Annotated in this window: 17 protein-coding genes; 11 read left to right on the top strand and 6 right to left on the bottom strand. The window is 60.3% G+C overall.

All coding sequences use genetic code 11. The features are described from left to right. Positions 1-13 precede the first annotated feature (13 nt). Together ACYZT7_RS13635 and ACYZT7_RS13630 are read left to right on the top strand one after the other, a co-directional pair. Entirely contained in the window at positions 14-1159 is a 1146-nt protein-coding gene (locus ACYZT7_RS13635; RefSeq protein WP_462041414.1) for an SRPBCC family protein, read from the top strand. Further along, a complete protein-coding gene (locus ACYZT7_RS13630) occupies positions 1156-2247 on the top strand; it encodes an SMP-30/gluconolactonase/LRE family protein (protein WP_462041413.1) in 1092 nt (363 codons plus the stop codon). Before ACYZT7_RS13635 ends, ACYZT7_RS13630 begins: the two co-directional genes overlap by 4 nt. A 6-nt stretch (positions 2248-2253) precedes the next feature. Here ACYZT7_RS13630 and ACYZT7_RS13625 read toward each other — a convergent pair whose 3' ends face one another. Together ACYZT7_RS13625 and ACYZT7_RS13620 are read right to left on the bottom strand one after the other, a co-directional pair. Next, the gene (locus ACYZT7_RS13625) at positions 2254-2442 is read right to left on the bottom strand and encodes a hypothetical protein (protein ID WP_462041412.1); all 189 of its coding nucleotides are present in this window, start codon (positions 2440-2442) and stop codon (positions 2254-2256) included. A gap of 110 nt (positions 2443-2552) precedes the next feature. Further along, entirely contained in the window at positions 2553-2795 is a 243-nt protein-coding gene (locus ACYZT7_RS13620) for a DUF465 domain-containing protein (protein WP_076030754.1), read from the bottom strand. A 217-nt stretch (positions 2796-3012) separates the two neighbouring features. Between ACYZT7_RS13620 and ACYZT7_RS13615 the strand changes: the two genes are divergently transcribed. Further along, positions 3013-3534, top strand: coding sequence for a DUF4142 domain-containing protein (locus ACYZT7_RS13615; RefSeq protein WP_462041411.1), 522 nt, complete (start codon positions 3013-3015; stop codon positions 3532-3534). A gap of 52 nt (positions 3535-3586) precedes the next feature. Here ACYZT7_RS13615 and ACYZT7_RS13610 read toward each other — a convergent pair whose 3' ends face one another. Then, a complete protein-coding gene (locus ACYZT7_RS13610) occupies positions 3587-3775 on the bottom strand; it encodes a hypothetical protein (protein ID WP_462041899.1) in 189 nt (62 codons plus the stop codon). A 174-nt stretch (positions 3776-3949) separates the two neighbouring features. Between ACYZT7_RS13610 and ACYZT7_RS13605 the strand changes: the two genes are divergently transcribed. Continuing rightward, on the top strand, positions 3950-5893 hold the full coding sequence (locus tag ACYZT7_RS13605) for a response regulator (RefSeq protein ID WP_462041410.1): 1944 nt from the start codon (positions 3950-3952) through the stop codon (positions 5891-5893). Between the two features lie 8 nt (positions 5894-5901). On the opposite strand, the gene ACYZT7_RS13600 is transcribed toward ACYZT7_RS13605, so the two are convergent. The 3 genes from ACYZT7_RS13600 to ACYZT7_RS13590 all read right to left on the bottom strand — a co-directional run bounded on the left by ACYZT7_RS13600 (position 5902) and on the right by ACYZT7_RS13590 (position 11548). Continuing rightward, positions 5902-8520 (bottom strand): excinuclease ABC subunit UvrA, encoded by a 2619-nt coding sequence (locus tag ACYZT7_RS13600; protein ID WP_462041409.1) that lies wholly within the window; start codon positions 8518-8520, stop codon positions 5902-5904. An 86-nt stretch (positions 8521-8606) separates the two neighbouring features. Beyond that, positions 8607-10718, bottom strand: coding sequence for a hybrid sensor histidine kinase/response regulator (locus ACYZT7_RS13595; RefSeq protein ID WP_462041408.1), 2112 nt, complete (start codon positions 10716-10718; stop codon positions 8607-8609). A 140-nt stretch (positions 10719-10858) separates the two neighbouring features. Further along, on the bottom strand, positions 10859-11548 hold the full coding sequence (locus ACYZT7_RS13590; protein WP_461964511.1) for a GntR family transcriptional regulator: 690 nt from the start codon (positions 11546-11548) through the stop codon (positions 10859-10861). A gap of 139 nt (positions 11549-11687) precedes the next feature. Here ACYZT7_RS13590 and ACYZT7_RS13585 point away from each other — a divergent pair, with 139 nt between their 5' ends. The 7 genes from ACYZT7_RS13585 to ACYZT7_RS13555 all read left to right on the top strand — a co-directional run bounded on the left by ACYZT7_RS13585 (position 11688) and on the right by ACYZT7_RS13555 (position 19076). Then, entirely contained in the window at positions 11688-12773 is a 1086-nt protein-coding gene (locus ACYZT7_RS13585; protein WP_462041407.1) for an ABC transporter ATP-binding protein, read from the top strand. A 1-nt stretch (position 12774) separates the two neighbouring features. After that, positions 12775-13692: an ABC transporter permease gene (locus tag ACYZT7_RS13580; protein ID WP_449643531.1), complete on the top strand. Its 918-nt coding sequence runs from the start codon at positions 12775-12777 to the stop codon at positions 13690-13692. Further along, positions 13689-14477, top strand: coding sequence for an ABC transporter permease (locus ACYZT7_RS13575; RefSeq protein WP_461964514.1), 789 nt, complete (start codon positions 13689-13691; stop codon positions 14475-14477). Before ACYZT7_RS13580 ends, ACYZT7_RS13575 begins: the two co-directional genes overlap by 4 nt. A gap of 32 nt (positions 14478-14509) precedes the next feature. Beyond that, on the top strand, positions 14510-15562 hold the full coding sequence (locus ACYZT7_RS13570) for an extracellular solute-binding protein (protein ID WP_462041788.1): 1053 nt from the start codon (positions 14510-14512) through the stop codon (positions 15560-15562). A gap of 158 nt (positions 15563-15720) precedes the next feature. Beyond that, positions 15721-16917 carry an amidohydrolase family protein gene (locus ACYZT7_RS13565; RefSeq protein WP_462041406.1) on the top strand — a complete coding sequence of 399 codons (1197 nt, stop codon included), beginning with the start codon at positions 15721-15723 and terminating at the stop codon, positions 16915-16917. Further along, complete coding sequence (locus ACYZT7_RS13560; protein ID WP_462041405.1) at positions 16914-18401, top strand: amidohydrolase family protein; 1488 nt, start codon at positions 16914-16916, stop codon at positions 18399-18401. Before ACYZT7_RS13565 ends, ACYZT7_RS13560 begins: the two co-directional genes overlap by 4 nt. A 12-nt stretch (positions 18402-18413) precedes the next feature. Then, positions 18414-19076, top strand: a complete 663-nt coding sequence (locus tag ACYZT7_RS13555; protein WP_282375993.1) for a flavin reductase family protein — start codon at positions 18414-18416, stop codon at positions 19074-19076. The last annotated feature ends 4 nt before the right edge of the window (positions 19077-19080 follow it).

Raw genomic sequence — 19080 nt, 5'->3', positions numbered from 1 at the left:
ACAGGTGAATGCAGTGAGGCAGACCACCGAAGCATTCCGCGCTCGCTACCGCGCAGACATTCATCCGCTTTACAACCCACGGCTACACGGCGCCTTTGTGCTGCTGTTCGGGTTGCTGGCCATTGGTGGATTCTGGAGCACCGTGCATCAAGTTCAGCCACTGCAATGGCTGGCAATGCCGCTGACCCTGCTGTTCTTCAACTTTGGCGTTTACAGCGTGCATCGGCACCTTGGGCATCACAAAAAAAGTTTCGCGCGAATGTTCTACGCCCGCCACGCGGGCGACCACCACAGTTTTTTCGCCCCCGGCCACATGACCTACGACAACGCCAGGGACTGGCGGGTAATTCTGTTTCCGGCCTGGCTGATCGTATTGCACACGGTTGTCATTACCCTGCCCATCTGGTGGCTGCTTAAGCAGTTCGATGCCAACGTCGCCGGAATGTTCGGCGGCTGCCTGGTCCTCGGCTACCTGACCTATGAAGTATTCCATGCCTGCGAGCACCTGCCACCGGAGAACCCCGTCACCCGTTTGCCGTGGATCCGCCAGATGCGCCGCCTGCATGAACTGCATCACCGTCGTGAGCTGATGCAGGAACGCAATTTCAACATCGTTTTTCCGCTGATGGACTACCTGTTCGGCACCCTCTATTGGGAATCGGAGCCGACCGACCTGCACCTGACGAGAACGCCCATGACGCGCATGCAGCATCAGATCGACATCGCTGGAAACCCGATTGACGTGCTCGCCTACGCCAGCACCGTGACCCGTTGGCCGGAGTGGCATCCATCGTCGCTCAAGGTTGATGGCCAGAACGGTCCGCTGCATGCCGGGGCGCGGTTTGAGGAAGACATCAAGGCCGGCGGGCGTGAGGGACACTTGATCTGGGAGGTTAACGAATACCTGCCAGGACGCCGCTGGAGTGCCTGGGCCCGTGGCGATCACGGGTTGTCTTTAGTGGTGACTTACGAGTGCGAAGCCTTGGGCGACAGCACACGTTTTGTCCGCACCCTGGAGTATCAGTTCAGCGGCCTGGTGATGCGCATTGCCAATCGACTGCTGCTAAAGCGGCGCATCGATCGTGAGTCGGCAGCGTCAATACTGGCGTTGCGCGAGATGGCGCAAAAACAGTTGGCCCCGGCAGGAGTCAGCGCGTGAGTCGAACCGTCAAGTTTCGCCATGTGGTGTTGCTGGTGATCGTTGCCATCGGTGCCTTTCTGCTGCTGATGCCGACCAAGGTTCAACCGGTGGCCTGGGCCCCGCCGCCGGCGCCCTCCCTCACCAGCGGAATCTACGCCGACAATCAGCGCCTTAAAGGTGTGGAGCGCGTCGGCGCCGGGGATATCGACGGGCCGGAAGCGTTGCTGCTGGAGGAAGACGTCCTCATCACGGGTTTGCATGACGGCCGACTGCTACGCACCAGCCTCGACGGCAAGGTCACCAAGGTCTTGGCCGATACTGGCGGCAGACCCTTGGGCCTGGCCCGTCACCCCAACGGTCTGCTGGTGATTGCAGATGGGGTCAAGGGCTTGCTGTCACTGGACGCTCAGGGCCGATTGATTCCATTGACCACTGCGGCCAATGGTGTGCCTTTCGGTTTCACCGACGACGTGGTCATCGACAAGTCCGGGCACTATGCCTATTTCAGTGATGCCTCCAGCCGCTTTGGCTATGGCAGGGACGGCGAAGCGATCATCGAGCACGGCGGTGACGGCCGCTTGCTGCGTTATGACTTCCAGACCGGCAAGACGGCGGTCTTGCTGGATAAACTGGAGTTCGCCAACGGCGTGACTCTGGGACCGGACGATGCCTATGTGCTGGTTAACGAAACGGGTGCCTATCGCATCAGTCGTTACTGGTTGAGCGGGCCGAAAACCGGCACCCACGATCTGTTCATCGACAACCTGCCAGGGTTGCCGGACAACCTCGCGTTCAATGGCCGCGACCGCTTCTGGGTGGCGCTTTATGCACCACGCAACGCACTGCTCGATGCCACCGCGCCGCATCCATTCGTGCGCAAGATGATCGTGCGAGCAATGACTGTCCTGCCTCAACCGGTGGAGAAACGCGCCTTCGCGTTGGGCCTGGATCTGGACGGCAAAGTGATCGCCAACTTGCAGGACGGTAGCCGCGACAATTACTCGCCGATCACTACCGTTCGCGAGTATGGGGATTGGTTGTATTTCGGGTCGTTGAAGGCGAAAAACATGGCGCGGTTGCCGTTGAGTACCGCGCTCCAGCAGTAACGCAAATCAAACCGGACCCATGGCGGTGGAGTCATCCTCGTCCATCGGGATGGCACCTTCGTTATTCGGCAGTTCGTCGATGCCCGGCTCATCTTCGGGATTGATGGTGGTGCGTCCTGGGCTCAACGGTTCGGGATGTGTCGGGATGGGGTCGTAGCCACCCTGTTCTTCGCTCGGGAATTTTTCATCGGTCATGGGGCACCTCGCATGGAGCCGTAAATTCGGACTCTGAACATTCGAGGTGCCGGTATTTATCGCCGTTCCAATTTTTCAGTCACCGATCGTCGGTGACCAGACAGGGCGCGTCAGGACGGCGTCTGGAGCCGATCAACGATCTTTTGCTTAACCTGCACGCGCTTCTCCTTGAGTTTCTTCAGTGCGTCATCGCTGGGCGCATCGGATTTGGCGGTTTCAGCCTTGACCACCTCGGCGTCCGCCTGTGAATACTTGTTGATCAGTGAATCCAGTAACGGATCCTTGGTGCGTTTTTGCTGGATATCTTCCTTTGAAAGTTTGAGATCCTGATAAAGGTCGTGTGGCACCGGCATGGAACACCTCCGTTTGTTGATCGGAGGCAAACGCGATCAATGGCGTTCACCAACTATCAGAATGGCCTTGGTTAGCGGGTTCTGTCGACCGCCTATCAGACCAGCGGTGCCCGTTCGTCGCCCTGCCGCAAACGCAACAAAACCTTTGCCCACTCGTCGGCCTCCACAGATTAACGATCACTCGATCGCCCATGAAAACCTGTGTGGAGAATAACCAATGGACGGACTTACCCTGTGCCACCTCACGTTGGCCGTTGCCTTGAGTACCAGCATGGGCACGGCTTTCGCTGCCACTTCCAATGACTTCGTCGACAGCGCGGCCGCGAGCAGTATCGCGGAAATCGAAACGAGCCGATTGGCCCTTGAAAAAAGTTCATCGGCGGACATCAAGAAATTCGCCAACATGATGATCACCGACCATTCCAAGGCCAACGATGAACTGACGGCGCTGGCGAAAAAAAATGACATCGAGGTGCCGGACAACACCATGTTGGTCAAGCAGGCGAAAGAGAAAATCCTCGACATGCGCGATGAATCTTTCGATGCGGCGTACGCCAACAATCAGGTGAAGGCTCACGAAGACACCATCGAGCTATTCAAGAAAGAAGCCAATACGGTGACAGACGACAAAGTCAAAGGCGCCACGGCGCTGAAAGGTTTCGCGCAAAAAATGCTGCCGGCGCTGGAGAAGCATCTGGATATGGCGAAAAAGCTCCAGGCTGCTCACCCCAGCAAATAACACGCCCAAAAAAAGGCCGCATCGTTTGATGCGGCCTTTTTCAATGGCTTGACTAGCCGCCATCGGTGTCGATATCGGCATCGGTGTCATCCCCAGATTTTGGCCGGTCGGGACTCGGCTTGAAACCCGGACTGAACTCATTATCGTTATCCGTGTGGATATTCTTCTGGTCAACCGCTTTGTCTGCGCTTTCCGGTTTGGCGGTTTTTGCGTCTTCTTCAAGACCACTGTCATCGTTCATAAGTACCTCGTTCGTCACTGCACGTGCGCGGCTGAAACAGTCGGGCGTTGTAGATTCGAAGCCTCCCCGGGGACAGGGTTCCATCGCAAGGGTAATTCAAGGTCAAAAGCTGCAACCCTTTGACTATGCTCAAGTGACGGACACTGACTGATCATCTCACCCTGGAGCCCGTCGATGAAGCGTGACATCCGTTTGCTGATCGTCGACAACAACGTCGCCACGCGCTACGCCCTACGCCGGCGCCTGGAGCGCCACGGCTATGAAGTGCTCGAAGCCGGCACGGGTAGCGAAGGCCTGGAGCTGATCGAAAGCGTAGCGATCGACGCGCTGATCCTCGACGTCAATCTGCCGGACATGAGCGGTTTTGACATCGTGCGCAAACTGCGCGCCGAACCCGCCACCGCCCTGCTGCCGGTGATTCACGTATCGGCGGCCTCGATCCAGACCGGCGACATCATCACCGGCCTGGACGCGGGTGCCGATGCCTACCTGATCCACCCGGTGGATGCGGATGTGCTGCTCGCCACTTTGCGCACCTTGCTGCGGGTGCGCGAAACCGAAAATGCCCTGCGTGAAAGCGAGGCGCGGTTTCGAGAAATCTTTGTCAATGTGTCGGCGCCCATCGCGGTGCTGGATGCCGAGTTGAAGGTGCACGAATGCAACCATGCCTTCACGCAGCTGATTCAGGACAACCGCCACCCGGACGCCCTGCGCGATTGCTTTGCCGAAGACCAAGACGCCGTCATCGAGGAACTGCGCCTGCGTCTGGCCTATGGCGAACGCTGGAAAGGCACGCTGAGCATGCGGGTCCACGGCGAGGCTCGCGAAACCGAATGGCAAATTTCGCCGTATCGCACACCGGAACTGAGCCTGGTGTTTGTCGAGGATGTCACTGAACACCGTCACCGCGAACGCTCGCACCTGGCCCGGCTTGACGACGCCACCACCCAATTGGCCAAAGAGGTTGCCGAGCGGGCGCGAACCGAAGCTCAGCTGCTGCAAGTGCAGAAAATGGATGCACTGGGCAAGCTGACCGGGGGCATCGCTCACGACTTCAATAACTTGCTGACCGGCATCATCACCAGCCTGGAATTGATTCTGAAACGGATCGCCGCCTCACGCACCGACAAGGTTCAGTTTTACGCCGAAGCCGCCTTGAACTCGGCCATGAGTGCCGCGTCCCTGACCCATCGTCTGCTCGCCTTCGCGCGCCAACAGCCACTCGATACCCGGCCCGTGGACATCAACGAGCACGTGCGTTCCCTTGAGGAACTGCTGGTGCGCACCATCGGCGAGCGCATTGCCCTGAAACTCCAATTGACCTCTAAACCCGCCATCGCCCTGGTCGACCCCATTCAGCTCGAAAGCGCGATGCTCAATCTGGTGATCAACGCTCGCGATGCCTTGCCCCAGGGCGGCAACATTTGGGTCAGCACCTATGCCGCCTATTCCCATGGCGATCCCAATCTGGCCGATGGTGCGTATGTCGCGTTTTCTGTGCGCGATGACGGTACCGGTATCGAACACAGCGTGATCGACAAGGTGTTCGACCCGTTTTTCACCACCAAGCCGCTGGGCAAGGGCACCGGGCTGGGGTTGTCGACCCTCTACGGTTTCGCCCGGCAATCGGGTGGCGATGCACACATCCGCAGCGTGGCCCGGCGCGGCACCGAAGTCACCATCATGCTGCCGGCCAGTTCCGACCTCACGGCCGGCGACACCGAGCCCGCCACCGTCGATCATCAGGGTGCCGGCGAACATGTGTTGATCGTCGAGGACACGCCGTCGGTGCGCATGTTTGTGGCCGAAGTGTTGATGGATGCCGGTTACCGTTGCACGCAGGTGGACGACATCGAAGGAGCCCTCGAGCGCCTGCAAAACGACGAGTCCATCGACCTGTTGCTGACCGACGTCGGTTTGCCACGCATGAGCGGCCGCGAGTTGGCCGATGTGGCACGGGGCTGGCGCGAAAAGCTGCCGATCCTGTTCATGACCGGTTATGCCGAAACCGCGATCAACCGTCAGGTGTTCCTCGGCGATGGCATGGAAATGCTGATCAAGCCGTTCCAGATCAATGAACTGCTGGACAAGGTGCGACGCACGCTGGACGGTACGTGAACCGATCATCAACCGAGGGTTCTGGCCAAAAACGGTGCGGTTCGGCTCTTCTTGCTTTTGGCGACTTTCTGCGGCGTGCCTGCAGTAACAATCTTCCCGCCCTGATCCCCCGCCCCCGGGCCAATGTCGATCACCCAGTCACTCTGCGCAACCACGCGCATTTCATGTTCGACGACGATCACCGTATGCCCCGCCGTCACCAGCGTATTCAACTGTTCGAGCAAGCGATCGACATCCCTTGGGTGCAATCCGGTGGTGGGCTCGTCGAGCACATACAGCGTTGCCCCACGCTGGTTGCGTTGCAGCTCGGTGGCCAGTTTGATCCGCTGGGCTTCGCCGCCTGACAGCTCGGTCGCCGGCTGGCCTAGGCGCAGGTAACCCAGGCCGATGTCGCGCAGCACCTCCAGCGAGCGGCGAACACCCGGCTGTTCGGCGAATACCGTGACCGCTTCATCCACCGTCAACTGCAACACCTGGGCGATGTTCAACCCTTGCCAGACGATCGCCAGCGTCTCGGGGTTGTAGCGCGCGCCGTGGCAGGTCGAACATGGCGCATAGACGCTGGGCATGAACAGCAACTCGACGCTGACAAAGCCCTCACCTTCGCACGTCGAGCAACGGCCCTTGGCAACATTGAAGGAGAACTGACCGGCGTCGTAACCCTCGGCCTGCGCCTCGGGTGTGGCCGCGTACAGTTTGCGCACGTTGTCGAACAGCCCGGTGTAAGTTGCCAGGTTTGAGCGCGGTGTGCGGCCGATGGGTTTCTGATCGACTTGCACCAGACGCTTGATCGATTCCAGCCCCCCCGTGACCTGACCGCCGCTGACTTGCGGTGCGTCGTCCTCAAGGCTCAACTCTTCAGGTTCGCTGGCACTGGCGCCACGCCCCAGATGCGCACCCACCAGCTCCAGCAACGCCTGGCTGACCAGGCTCGATTTACCGGAACCGGAGACGCCGGTTACCGCGGTAAAACAGCCCAGCGGAAACTCGACGCTGAGGTTGTTCAGGTTGTTGCGGGTGATGCCTTCCAGCCGCAGCCAATCGGTCGCCTGGCGGCTGGCTCGAGGCTGAGTGGCCTGCTCGGCGAACAGATAAGCACGTGTCTGCGAGTTCGTCACATCAGCCAAGCCTGGCGGTGGTCCGCTGTACAGGATCCGGCCGCCATGCTCGCCAGCTGCCGGCCCCACATCGATCAACCAGTCGGCGCGGCGCATGGTTTCCAGGTCATGCTCGACCACGAACAAGGTGTTGCCAGCGGCTTTCAAGCGTTGCAGGGCTTCGAACAGTGCCTCGCCATCCGCCGGGTGCAGACCGGCCGACGGTTCATCCAGCACATAGATCACCCCAAACAATTGCGAACCCAATTGCGTCGCCAGGCGCAGACGCTGCAATTCACCGGACGACAGCGTCGGCGTGCTGCGGTCCAGCGCCAGGTAACCGAGCCCCAGATCAGTCAACGTACTGACCCGTACCAACAAGTCCTGAGCGATCCGTTGCGCGGCCAGGCGTTTCTCCACTGACAGATTCGGTATGTGGCGCACATCCGGCGCATTGGCATGACCACTGGCGCCGTGGGCCACTCGCTGCTCACGGGCCTCGCGTGTCTGACGGTGAGTCAACACCTCGCCCGCCTCGTCGGCCTGTTCAAGGTAGCTGTGAGCGGCCACCGGCTTCAGCACTTGCGCCACTTGCAGCAACGGCATCTGCGACAGCTCGCCGATGTCGTAACCGGCAAACGTCACTGACAACGCCTCGCGCTTGAGCCGTTTGCCGTCGCACAACGGGCAAGGGCTGCCGAGCATGAATGGCGACACGCGCTTCTTCATCAGCGCACTTTGCGAATGACTGAACGTGTGCAGGATGTAGCGCCGGGCGCCGGTGAACGTGCCCTGGTAACTCGGTTCCATTTTGCGTTTGAGCGCGACGTTGGTTTCTTCGGGGGTGAGCCCGGCGTACACCGGAACCGTCGGTGTTTCTTCGGTGAAGAGAATCCAGTCGCGCTGCTTTTTCGGCAGATCGCGCCAGGGTTTGTCGACGTCGTAACCCAGGGTCACCAGGATGTCGCGCAGGTTCTGTCCCTGCCAGGCGGTGGGCCAGGAGGCGACCGCGCGCTGGCGAATGGTCAGGCTCGGGTCCGGGACCATCAGGGCTTCGGTGACTTCATACACCCGCCCCAACCCATGACATTCCAGACACGCGCCCTGGGGCGTGTTGGGCGAAAAGTCTTCGGCATACAGCATCGGCTGCCCCGGCGGATAACTGCCGGCCCGGGAGTAAAGCATGCGGATCAGGCTCGACAACGTCGTCACGCTGCCAACCGACGACCGCGTGCTCGGCGTACCCCGTTGTTGTTGCAGGGCCACCGCCGGCGGCAGGCCTTCGATGGAGTCGACGTCCGGCACCCCGACCTGATCGATCAGGCGCCGCGCATAAGGCGCCACGGATTCGAAGTAGCGGCGTTGCGCTTCGGCGTAGAGGGTCGAGAACGCCAGCGACGACTTCCCCGAACCGGACACGCCGGTGAACACCACCAGGGCATCCCGGGGAATGTCGACATCGACGTTCTTGAGATTGTGTTCCCGGGCGCCGCGCACCCTGACCATGCCTGAGGGAGGGTTGGAAGTCATGGACCTGCCTTGGTTAGATAGCGGAAAGAACTCTGACGTTTGATCGTTCCCACGCTCTGGTGGGAACGATCAACGATCAAATCGGGTCAGCCGTTGAGCACCGTGCGGACCATCTGTGTGAGCGCTTCGGGACCATATGGTTTGCTCAGCAGCCAGGTGTCGGGGCTGAGTTGGTGATTGCGCGAAATAATGTCACGGGTGTGGCCCGAGGTGAACAGCACGGCCACCGGCGGCATCTGCACCTTGGCCCAGGCGGCCAGGTCCGAGCTTTTGATCAGGCCGGGCATGACCACGTCGGTGAAAACCAGGTCCACCGCAGCGCCCTCCAGCAACATCTGCATGGCGGCGTCACCGTTGGCAGCCGTCAGGACTTGATAACCTTCTTCGCTCAGCAATTCCACCGCGGCGCTGCGCACCGCCTCGTTGTCCTCGACCACCAGAATGGTTTCGTGTCCGCCTCGTTGTTGCGGGTCTTGAAGTGTCGTTTCGCTCTGCATCGGACGCAGGCTGCGAGGGAAATACAGCTGCACCCGAGTGCCCTGCCCGACCACGCTGGAAATCTCGATATGCCCGCCACTCTGCTTGACGAAACCGAACACCATGCTCAGTCCCAGCCCCGTGCCCTGGCCGTCGGCCTTGGTGGTAAAAAACGGTTCGAAAGCCTGTGCGAGTATCTGCGGCGACATGCCGACACCCGTGTCAGCCACCGCTACGCTGACATAGTCACCGACGACGATGCCCTTGCCTGCACAAAACTTGCTATCAAGGCCAATGTTCTCGGCGCTCAGGTCAATGGTCCCCTCGCCTTTCATGGCGTCCCGGGCATTGATCGCCAGATTGAGGATGGCGTTTTCCAGTTGATTGCAGTCCACGTAGATGTGCCAAAGGGCTTGCGCAGCAGTGACGTTGATCTGGATGGTTTCCCCCAGCGCTCGCTGCAACAATTCCCCAAGTCCGTCAAAGACCTGCCGCAGATCGCAGACTTCTGGCGACAAGGGTTGACGACGGGCGAACGCGAGCAATTGCGAACACAGTTTGGCGCCGCGCTCGACCGCGGCAATCGACGCACTGACCCGGCGCTGCACGTTGGCGTTGTCCGGCTCATGCCGCGCCAGCAAGTGCAGGTTGCCGGCGATCACCTGCAAGAGGTTGTTGAAGTCATGGGCCACGCCGCCGGTGAGGCCGCCGATGGCTTCGAGTTTCTGGGATTGACGCAGTTGTTCTTCAGCGGCCAGCCGCGCTTCGACTTCGTCGGCAACGCGTTGCTCCAGGTTGCGGGTGAACTTGAGCAAGGATTCTTCGGCGGTCTTGCGTTCGTGGATGTCGATCAACACCCCGGGAAAACGGAACGGTTCGCCCTGTTTATTGAACTCGCAGCCACCACTCGCTTGCACCCACAGATAACTGCCACCAGGGCGCTGGACCCGATACTCGGCGTTAAAGGGTTCGCCGGTTTCCACTGATTGATTGATCTGTTCCTGCACCCAGCTGCGGTCATCGGGATGGATCTGTGCTTCGGCGATATCCGTTGGCAGGTCGGTCAGGTTTTGCTCGGGCGGGTAAGAAAAGGTGCGGGCGAAACGCTCATCGCCGGAGAGCACATTACCCTTGATGTCCCAGACGAACGAGCCGAGCAAAGCCCCGGCATTGAGCGCCAGGCGAACCCGTTCGTTGTCGGCGTGATAGGCGTCCTCGGCGGCCTGACGACGGCGTTCGGAGATCACATGCTCGGTGGTCTCGACCACCATCGCCATGACCCCGGCCGGTTTCCCGCTATCATCAGCCACCGGGCTGTAATAGAGGTCCAGCCAGACGTCTTCGGGTATGCCGTCCCTCAAAAGCACAAACTCTTTATTGCGATAGGACAATGTGCCGCCGGCCAGGCAAGTGTCGACCACATGCCGATTGAATTCGGCGACTTCCGGCCAGCCCAGTTCCACCGGGGAGCCCAACAGGTAAGGATGTCGGCCACCGGCAAACGTCGAGTACGCATCGTTATAGATCATGTAACCCGCACGACCCCACAGCATCACCATCGGAAGTGGGGACGCGAGCATCAACTGCACCGCGCTGCACAGGCTTGCGGGCCAGGTGTCCATGCTCCCCAGCTCGGTCACGCGCCAGTCGAACGCGCGGATACGCCCGGCCATTTCTCCGTTCCAGCCGGCACACCCGTGGCTATCGTCTAGAAACTGCATCGACTGATTCTATATCCCTGTAGATGAGCTGGCTTGAGGGATCGCAACGGCATGAGGACGGTGCGTGCCCGTTTGTTTCGAGCTTCACCGGTGCCAATGGTTTCATTAGAGGTATAGCTGATTTTGTATCTGCGAAGTCCTCACACCTCGATCAGGTGCTTGAGCGGGTGGTAGCCGGTTTTCAACGTGGCGGCGACGTCGAGAATCGCTTTCTCAATGCCATTCAAATGCATGCAAGTCAGTTCGATCGCGGCGCTCTGATTGCCCGCTTCGATGAATTCGATCAGCCGCAAATGTTCATCGTCCCGGCAGGCTTCGTGACTGTCGTCATCCAGCGCGGCGGCGTACAGCGAGGCGCGGGATATCAGCTTGCGGAACCAGTCCAGCAGCACCGGGTTATTCAGGCTTTGCGCGAGTTTGATGTGGAACTCGCCGAGCAGATGAATCAGCCGCTCATGGTCGCCACTGCGGTGCGCTTCATCCTCCAGCAGCAAGTGATCACGCAAGTCCTGGGTCACGGCGGAATCACGCCGGCGGCAGAGTTCGGTGACGATGCCGATTTCGATCAGACGCCTGGTTTCGAACAACGAACGGATTTCTTCATCACTCGGCAACGACACCGACGCGCCTTTGTTGGGTTCGGTGGTGACCAGCCCGTCGGCCTCCAACTGTTTGAGTGCAGCACGAACCGACGTCCGGCTGACATTAAAAAGTTCGGCCAATGACGCTTCGCCAAGCTTCATGCCGGGACGCAATGAACGTTTGCTGATTGCCTCGTAAACCCCTTGGTAGACGCGGTCAACCGTGGTCTCGAGTTTTTTCTCGGTCATCTGAACACTCCTTTAGCGCGAAACAACCGACCCCGGCGATGAGCAGCCATTGAAAAAGGGGGTTGCACGAGCAGATTAATCCGGGTATTTCTAAATTGCATCCAGATATTGCATACAATAAAAAGAGGAATGCACCATTATGGGTCGTCAAGTCGCAATCGAAGTGCGTAATGTGTCCAAGCGGTATTCCGACGATCCCGCGTTAGCGCCAGCCCTCGACAACGTGTCGGTGGACATCGCCGACAACGAATTCTTCACCCTGCTCGGCCCTTCCGGCTGCGGCAAAACTACCTTGTTACGCACCATCGCCGGTTTCGAACAGGTCAGCGAGGGCGAGATTCGTCTGGCCGGCGAACCGGTCAATGACTTGCCGCCGTTCAAGCGCCGGGTCAACACAGTGTTCCAGAGCTACGCGCTGTTTCCGCACATGAGTGTCGCGCAGAATATCGCCTTCGGCCTCGAGATGCAGGGTCTTGATCGCAAGCTCATCGCGCAACGGGTCGATGAGATGCTGGCACTGGTACAAATGCAACACCTGGCCACGCGCACACCGGCCGAGTTGTCCGGTGGCCAGCAGCAGCGCGTGGCGCTGGCTCGGGCCCTGGCGCCGAAACCCAAAGTGCTGTTGCTGGATGAACCGCTGTCGGCGCTGGACCTCAAGCTGCGCAAGGAAATGCAGGTCGAACTGAAGCGCGTGCAGAAGGAAGCCGGGATCACGTTCATCTTCGTGACCCACGATCAGGAAGAAGCCCTGACGCTCTCCGATCGCATTGCCGTGATGTCCGCCGGCAAGATCCTGCAGATCGGTACGCCCAACGACATTTACGAACGCCCGCAGCATCAGTTTGTCGCCCAGTTCATCGGCGACATCAACTTTCTCCCCGGCCATCTCAAGCGCGGTCAGCAGAACGAAAAGCTCTTCGTGCCCAATGGCATGCCGGTGGAAATCCCCTGCCCGGCCCAAGGCTTCGACGGCGCGGCCGTGCAATTGGCCTTCCGCCCGGAGCGTTCGCAACTGGTCGACCCTACGCAACCGCATCACCTGCGCGGCGTGATTGAAGCGGTGTTGTATGTCGGCACCGCGACCCTTTACCAATGCCGCTTGAACAACGACATCAAAGTCATGCTAAGCGAGAACAACGAAGGCCTGAACCGCGGCCGGGAGGTCGGTGATCGCGTCGCGGTCAACCTGCCGCCCCACGCCTGTCTGTTGATGGAGGCCTGAGATGAGCGTCAGCAGCACTTCTCCCGCCCTTAACCGTGCGCTGTTGCTCAGCCCGGTGGTTTTGACTTTGCTGGCGCTGATTGCCATTCCGCTCGGCATCATGGGCTACATCAGCCTGCTGCCCCGCAACGTTTACGGTGGCGTCGACTGGCAGGCCGACTGGCAATTGCAAAGCTACGTGCAGCTGTTTTTTCAGGAAGGTTTCGACGGCGAACTGGAGCTGAACTGGGTCTACGCCCAGGCATTGTTGCGTTCGGTGTTCCAGGCCGGTGGCACGACGTTGTTGTGCTTCCTTTTCGGTTTCCCGGTGGCGTTGTGGATGTCAAGCCTGACACCGCGTCGACGCAACCTCATGGTCTTGCTGATCACCATTCCGTTCTGGACCAACCTGCTGATCCGCAACTACGCGTGGCTGATCATCCTGCGCGAGCACGGCTGGGTTGCTCAGAGCCTCAACGCGCTGTTCCCGCAGGCGGGCGGCATCACCCTGCTCTACAACGACTTCGCCGTCAGCGTCGGGCTGGTCTACAGCTTCTTGCCGTTCATGATTCTGCCGATCTACTCGACCCTGGAAAAACTCGACTGGCGTCTGGTGGAAGCCGCTTACGACCTTGGCGCCAACCGCTGGCACGCGTTGCGGCGGATCATTCTGCCGCTGTCGATGCCCGGCGTGATTGCCGGTGCGCTGCTGGTGTTCGTGCCGAGCCTCGGCGCCTTCATCACCCCGGCGATTCTCGGCGGAGGCAAGACGCTGATGATCGGCAACCTGATCCAGCAACAGTTCGGCACCGCGCGCAACTGGCCGCTGGGCAGTTCGTTGTCGTTCCTGCTGCTGGGGATTCTGCTGCTGTCCCTGGTGCTTTACGCCCTCTATAGCCGCAAGGCCGCCAAGAACCTGCGTCGGGGAGCCACCGCATGATCGCCCTGCACCTGAAAAAACTGCCACTGACCCGTGAATTCAGCCTGTTGATCCTGGCCTACCTGTACGTGCCGATCTTTGTGCTGATCGCCTACAGCTTCAACGCCAACCGCTCGGCAACGGTGTGGACCGAGTTCTCCTTCGCCTGGTACGGACGGATTCTGGCGAACCCGTCGATCCAGACCGCCGCGTTGAATTCGATCATCGTCGCCAGCATCGCCACGGTCTGCGCCACGGCCATTGCGTTGCTCGCAGCGCTGGCGACCTATCGGCCGTTTTACGGACAGAAGATGGTCGAGGGCGGGATCAACCTGCCACTGATCCTGCCGGAGATCGTCACCGCCGTGGCCACCCTGCTGCTGTTCATGGCGCTGGGGATCAAGCTCGGTTTGCTGACGGTGATTGTCGCGCACATCGGCTTCTGCATTCCCTTCGCGTACCTGCCGATCCGCGCGCGGCTCAATGACCTGGACAAGAGCTTGCTGGAGGCGGCGAACGATTTGTACGCCAACCCGTGGCAGGTGTTTCGCCGGGTCACCTTGCCACTGCTGTGGCCGGCGGTATTGTCCGGGTCGGTGTTGGCGTTCGTGGTCAGCCTCGACGATTTCATCATGACCTTCTTCGTCGCCGGCCCCGGTTCGACAACGTTACCGGTGTACATCTTCTCGGCGATCAAGTCCGGTGTCACGCCGGAGATCAACGCGATCTCGACCCTGATGCTGGTGATTTCCATCGTGCTGGTGGTGCTGGCCTTCTGGCTGGGACAGCGCGGCAAAAACCAATGAGTCTGGAGCCTGCTGTTATGAATAGAAAGCCTATGAAACTGAAAAGCATGCGTTACGGCGTCGCCGGTCTGGCCCTCAGTTGCTTCACCGTTTTCACCGCACAGGCCGCCGAGCCCAAGCAATTGTTCTTCTACAACTGGACCGACTACTACCCGGTGGAACTGCTGGCCAAGTTCGAAAAGGAGACCGGGATCAAGGTCACCATGGACGGCTACGACAGCAATGAAACCTTGCTGGCCAAGTTACAGGCCGGTGGCGCGGCGTACGACGTGATCGTGCCGTCGCAGTCGATCATGCGCACGTTGATCAACCAGGACCTGCTGCTGGAAATCGACGCGGCGTCCCTGCCCAACTTCCAGTACGTCAAACCGGCGTTCCGCGACCCGAGTTTCGACCCGGGCCGCAAATTCTCCGCACCGTACCTGTGGGGCACCACCGGGTTTTCCTATGACAGTGCGCGGGTGCCCGGCGGCAGGCTGGACGATTCGTGGAAAGAATTCTTCGAACCGCGCAAGGAACTCAAAGGCCAACTCGCCGCCCTCGACACCTCCAGCAGTGTGATCAACGCGGCCAGTCATTACCTGAACGTCGACGAATGCAGCGAAAACCCGCAGGACGCCAAGCGCATTCTGGAACTGCTGCAAAAACAGAAACCGCACTTGAAGATGTACAGCTCGGACAACACCGTCGACCGCATGGCTTCCGGTGAGGTGATCATGATGCAGAACTGGAACGGCTCTACCGCCCGGGCCACGTTGCAAAAAAGCACCATCAAGTACGTGTACCCGCGCGAAGGCCTGGCCATGTTCCAGGACAACTTCGCCGTGCCGAAAAGCGCCCCGCACCCTGGCAACGCGAAGACCTTCATCGACTGGATGATGAAACCGGAAAACGCTGCCGCCGTGTCCAACGCCATCGCCTACGCCAACGGCATCCAGAGCGACAAGTTGATCGACGCCAAATGGCGGGTCATGGACGCCATCAACATGCCCGACGAGTTCGCCTCGCGCCTGCGCCCGGAAAAAGAGTGCAGCAACAAGGCGCGCGAGCTGCAGGACCGGATCTGGTCGAAGCTCAAGGGTTGATTGCCTGGCTTGAAACCGCGTCGCGGCCATCGCGAGCAAGCTCGCTCCCACAGTGGTTTTGTGTTGAACATGGAATGTGTGGACAACCCAATACCCTGTGGGAGCGAGCTTGCTCGCGATGAGGCCCGCCAATACACCACCAAATTTTGAGGTTTGCCATGACCCAACCCCGCTGGCTGCGCAACGTGCGGCCCTACGGTCGCGCTGCCGAAGACCTGCTTCTGGACAACGGCCTGTTCAAAGATCGACGCCCGGCGTCCAGCGCACCGTTGGCCGCCACCGACATCGACGGCCTAAACCAGCTCCTCACCCCTGCCCTGGTTGAAAGCCACGTCCACCTCGACAAAACCCTCTGGGGTCAACCCTGGCGCCCGAACAGCGCCGGGCCGACGCTCAAGGATTACATCGCCAACGAGCGCCGTGTGCTGCGTGAAGTCCAGGCGCCGATTGCCCAACGCGCCGGCGTCCTGCTGGAAAACTGCATCGCCCGTGGCTCGCTGACGATGCGTTGTCACGTCGACATCGACCCGGAATTCGGCCTGCGCCACGTCGAGGCCATTCAGCAACTGCGCGAAAGTTACCGCGACCTGATCGACCTGCAACTGGTGGTCTTCCCGCAAACCGGCCTGATCAGCCGCCCCGGCACCGCCGAACTGATGCGCGAAGCCATGGTCCTGGGCGTGGAAAATGTCGGCGGCCTCGACCCGTGCGGCATCGATAACGACCCGATCGCGCAGCTCGACTTCGTCTTTAAGCTGGCCAGCGAATTCGAGCGTGGCGTCGACATTCACCTGCACGACAAGGGAGAACTGGGCCTGTGGCAGATCGCACTGATCGCCGACTACACCGAACGTTTCGGGCGTCAGGGTCGGGTGATGATCAGCCACGCCTACTGCCTTGGGATGTTGCCGTGGAGCCAGGTTAAACCGGTGGCCGAGCGTCTGGCGGCGCTGAACATCTCGTTGATGAGCTCGGCGCCGGCCGATTGTGCGGTGCCGCCGTTCCTCGCCCTGCGCGAGGCCGGGGTGAATGTCTGTCTGGGTTCGGACGGCATTCGCGATGCCTGGTCGCCCATGGGTAACGGCGACATGCTGGAACGGGCGATGCTGCTGGCCTTTCGTTTCGACTTGAACAAGGACGATGAACTGGCGGCGGCGTTCGAAGCGGCGACGGTAAATGGCGCTCGGGCGTTGGGTTGTGAAGGGTATGGGGTGGAGATCGGCCAGCCGGCGGACTTTTTGCTGATGCCGGTGCAGACGCTGGGCGAGGCCGTGGTGTCGCGGCCGGTGCGGCAGGTTTATCGCGGCGGCGAGCTGATCGCTTCCGGCGGCCAACTGCTGGACAGTCGCTTGTGAAACGGATTGCTTTGAAAGCCAGCTGCGTGGTCGGGTTCGACGGTACACAGCATGTGCTGTGGCGCGACGGCGAAGTGGTGTTCGAAGGTTCGCACATCGTGTTTGTCGGACGTGATTATCCGGGCCCGGTGGATCAGTGGATTGATTACGGCAACGCGTTGATCGGTCCGGGCTTTATCGATCTGGATGCGCTCGGAGATCTTGATTCGACGGTGCTGACGCTGGACAACGGCGATGAACGCGACATGGGTCGGATGTGGTCCGAGGACTATCTGGCGAGCGGTCCGCGGGAGAGTTACACCGCGGATGAAGAAGTCTTCAAGTACCGCTATGCCTTCACTCAGTTGATCCGCAACGGCATCACCACCGCCATGCCGATCACCTCGATGTACTACCGCGAGTGGGCCGAGACTTACGACGAGTTTTCTGCGGTGGCCGGTGTCGCTGCCGAGTTGGGGCTGCGAACTTACCTCGGTCCCTGCTACATGAGCGGCATGAGTTACTGGCGCGCCGATGGAACCCTCGGGCATCACTGGGATGAAGCGCGAGGAATGACCGGGCTCGACGCGGCTGTTCAGTTTTTCCATGATTTCGACGGTGCTCACGAGGGTTTGATTCGCGGCGCGCTACTGCCGGACCGCATCCAGACCTGCACCCCGGCCCTGCTGCAACGCACCGCTGCGTTGAGTCGGGAACTGAACGCGCCGATGCGTTTGCATTGCTGCCAAGGGCTCGGTGAAGTGGCGATGGTCGAGCAACTGCGCGGCGTATCGCCCCTGACCTGGTTGCAGCAACTGGACCTGTTGACCCCGCGCAGTCTGTTGCCCCACGGCATCTACACCTCTGGTGATGACGATCTGCAACGCGTTGTGGATGGCGGCGCGAGTCTGGTGCATTGCCCAGTGGTGTTTGCCCGTGACGGCGAGGCGCTGAACTCTTTCGGTCGCTATCGGGCCAAGGGCATCAATTTCGCCTTGGGCACCGACACCTGGCCGGCGGACCTGCTGGAGAACATGCGCCAGGGTCTGAACATCGCGCGATTGATGGAGGGCGGCAACTCGCTCACCTCCACGCTGGACCTGTACAACGCCGCCACCCTCGGTGGCGCCAAAGCCTTGGGTCGAGATGATCTCGGCCGTTTGGCGCCGGGCGCCAAGGCTGACATCACGGTGTTCAACCTTCGCGGTCTGCACCTGGGGCCACTGTTCGAACCACTGAAAAACCTGGTGCTGGCCGGGCGCGGTGACGATTGCATCGCCAGCTACATCGACGGCCGCTGCGTCATGCAAAACGGTCAGGTTCAAGGCGTCGACTACCCCGCCCTGCAACGCCAGGCCCAACAACAATTCGAAAAACTGATGCGCAGCCACAGCGACCGGGCCTTCGGCCAACCGGACTGGAAAGGCCTGTTCAAACCGGCCATCCCGTTCGCTGACGACTACAGCGCACACGCGCCGCTGAGCGCGATTGATCCACTTCTTTAGAGAGTTCTGCCCATGCAAAGCTTCGACTTCAGCCAATTGAGTCCGCGAGACAAGTACAAGATTCTGATCGGCAGCGTGGTGCCACGGCCGATTGCCCTGGTCACCACCATCGACGGTGAAGGTCGGATCAACGCCGCGCCCTTCAGCTTCTTCAACGCCCTCTCGGCCGACCCGCCGATCCTCGCGCTAGGCGTGGAAAACTACGGAGACCAAAGCCCCAAGGACACCACTCGCAATATCCAGCTCAACCAGGAATTCACCGTAAACATCGTCAGCGATGCCCTGGTGGAAGCCATGAACGTCTGCGCCGTGCCGTTCGCTCCCGGCTTCGACGAACTGACCGCCGCCGGCCTTACCGCGATTCCCGGCACCACGGTCAAATGCCCACGAATCGGCGAAGCACCGGTGGCTCTGGAGTGCAGGCGGATGATGGCGCTGTCCATCGGGCAGTCGCGGGAGATTATTTTTGGAGAAGTGCTGATGGCGCATGTGCGGGATGAATTGATCGACCCGAAAACCCTGTATATCGATCAGCTGGGGCTGGATGCGATTGGGCGGATGGGTGGGCATGGGTATGCGCGTACTCGGGATTATTTTGACTTACCGACACGGTCGTTGCAGGCGTGGACGGATGCGCCGGGGGGTGGGGAGCGGTTTTGGCCTTTGGGTAAATGAGGGC

The organism is Pseudomonas sp. RT4P38, assembly GCF_054897765.1.
The sequence above is the reverse complement of the archived record's forward strand: the minus strand, read 5'-3'. Positions and strand labels throughout refer to the sequence as shown.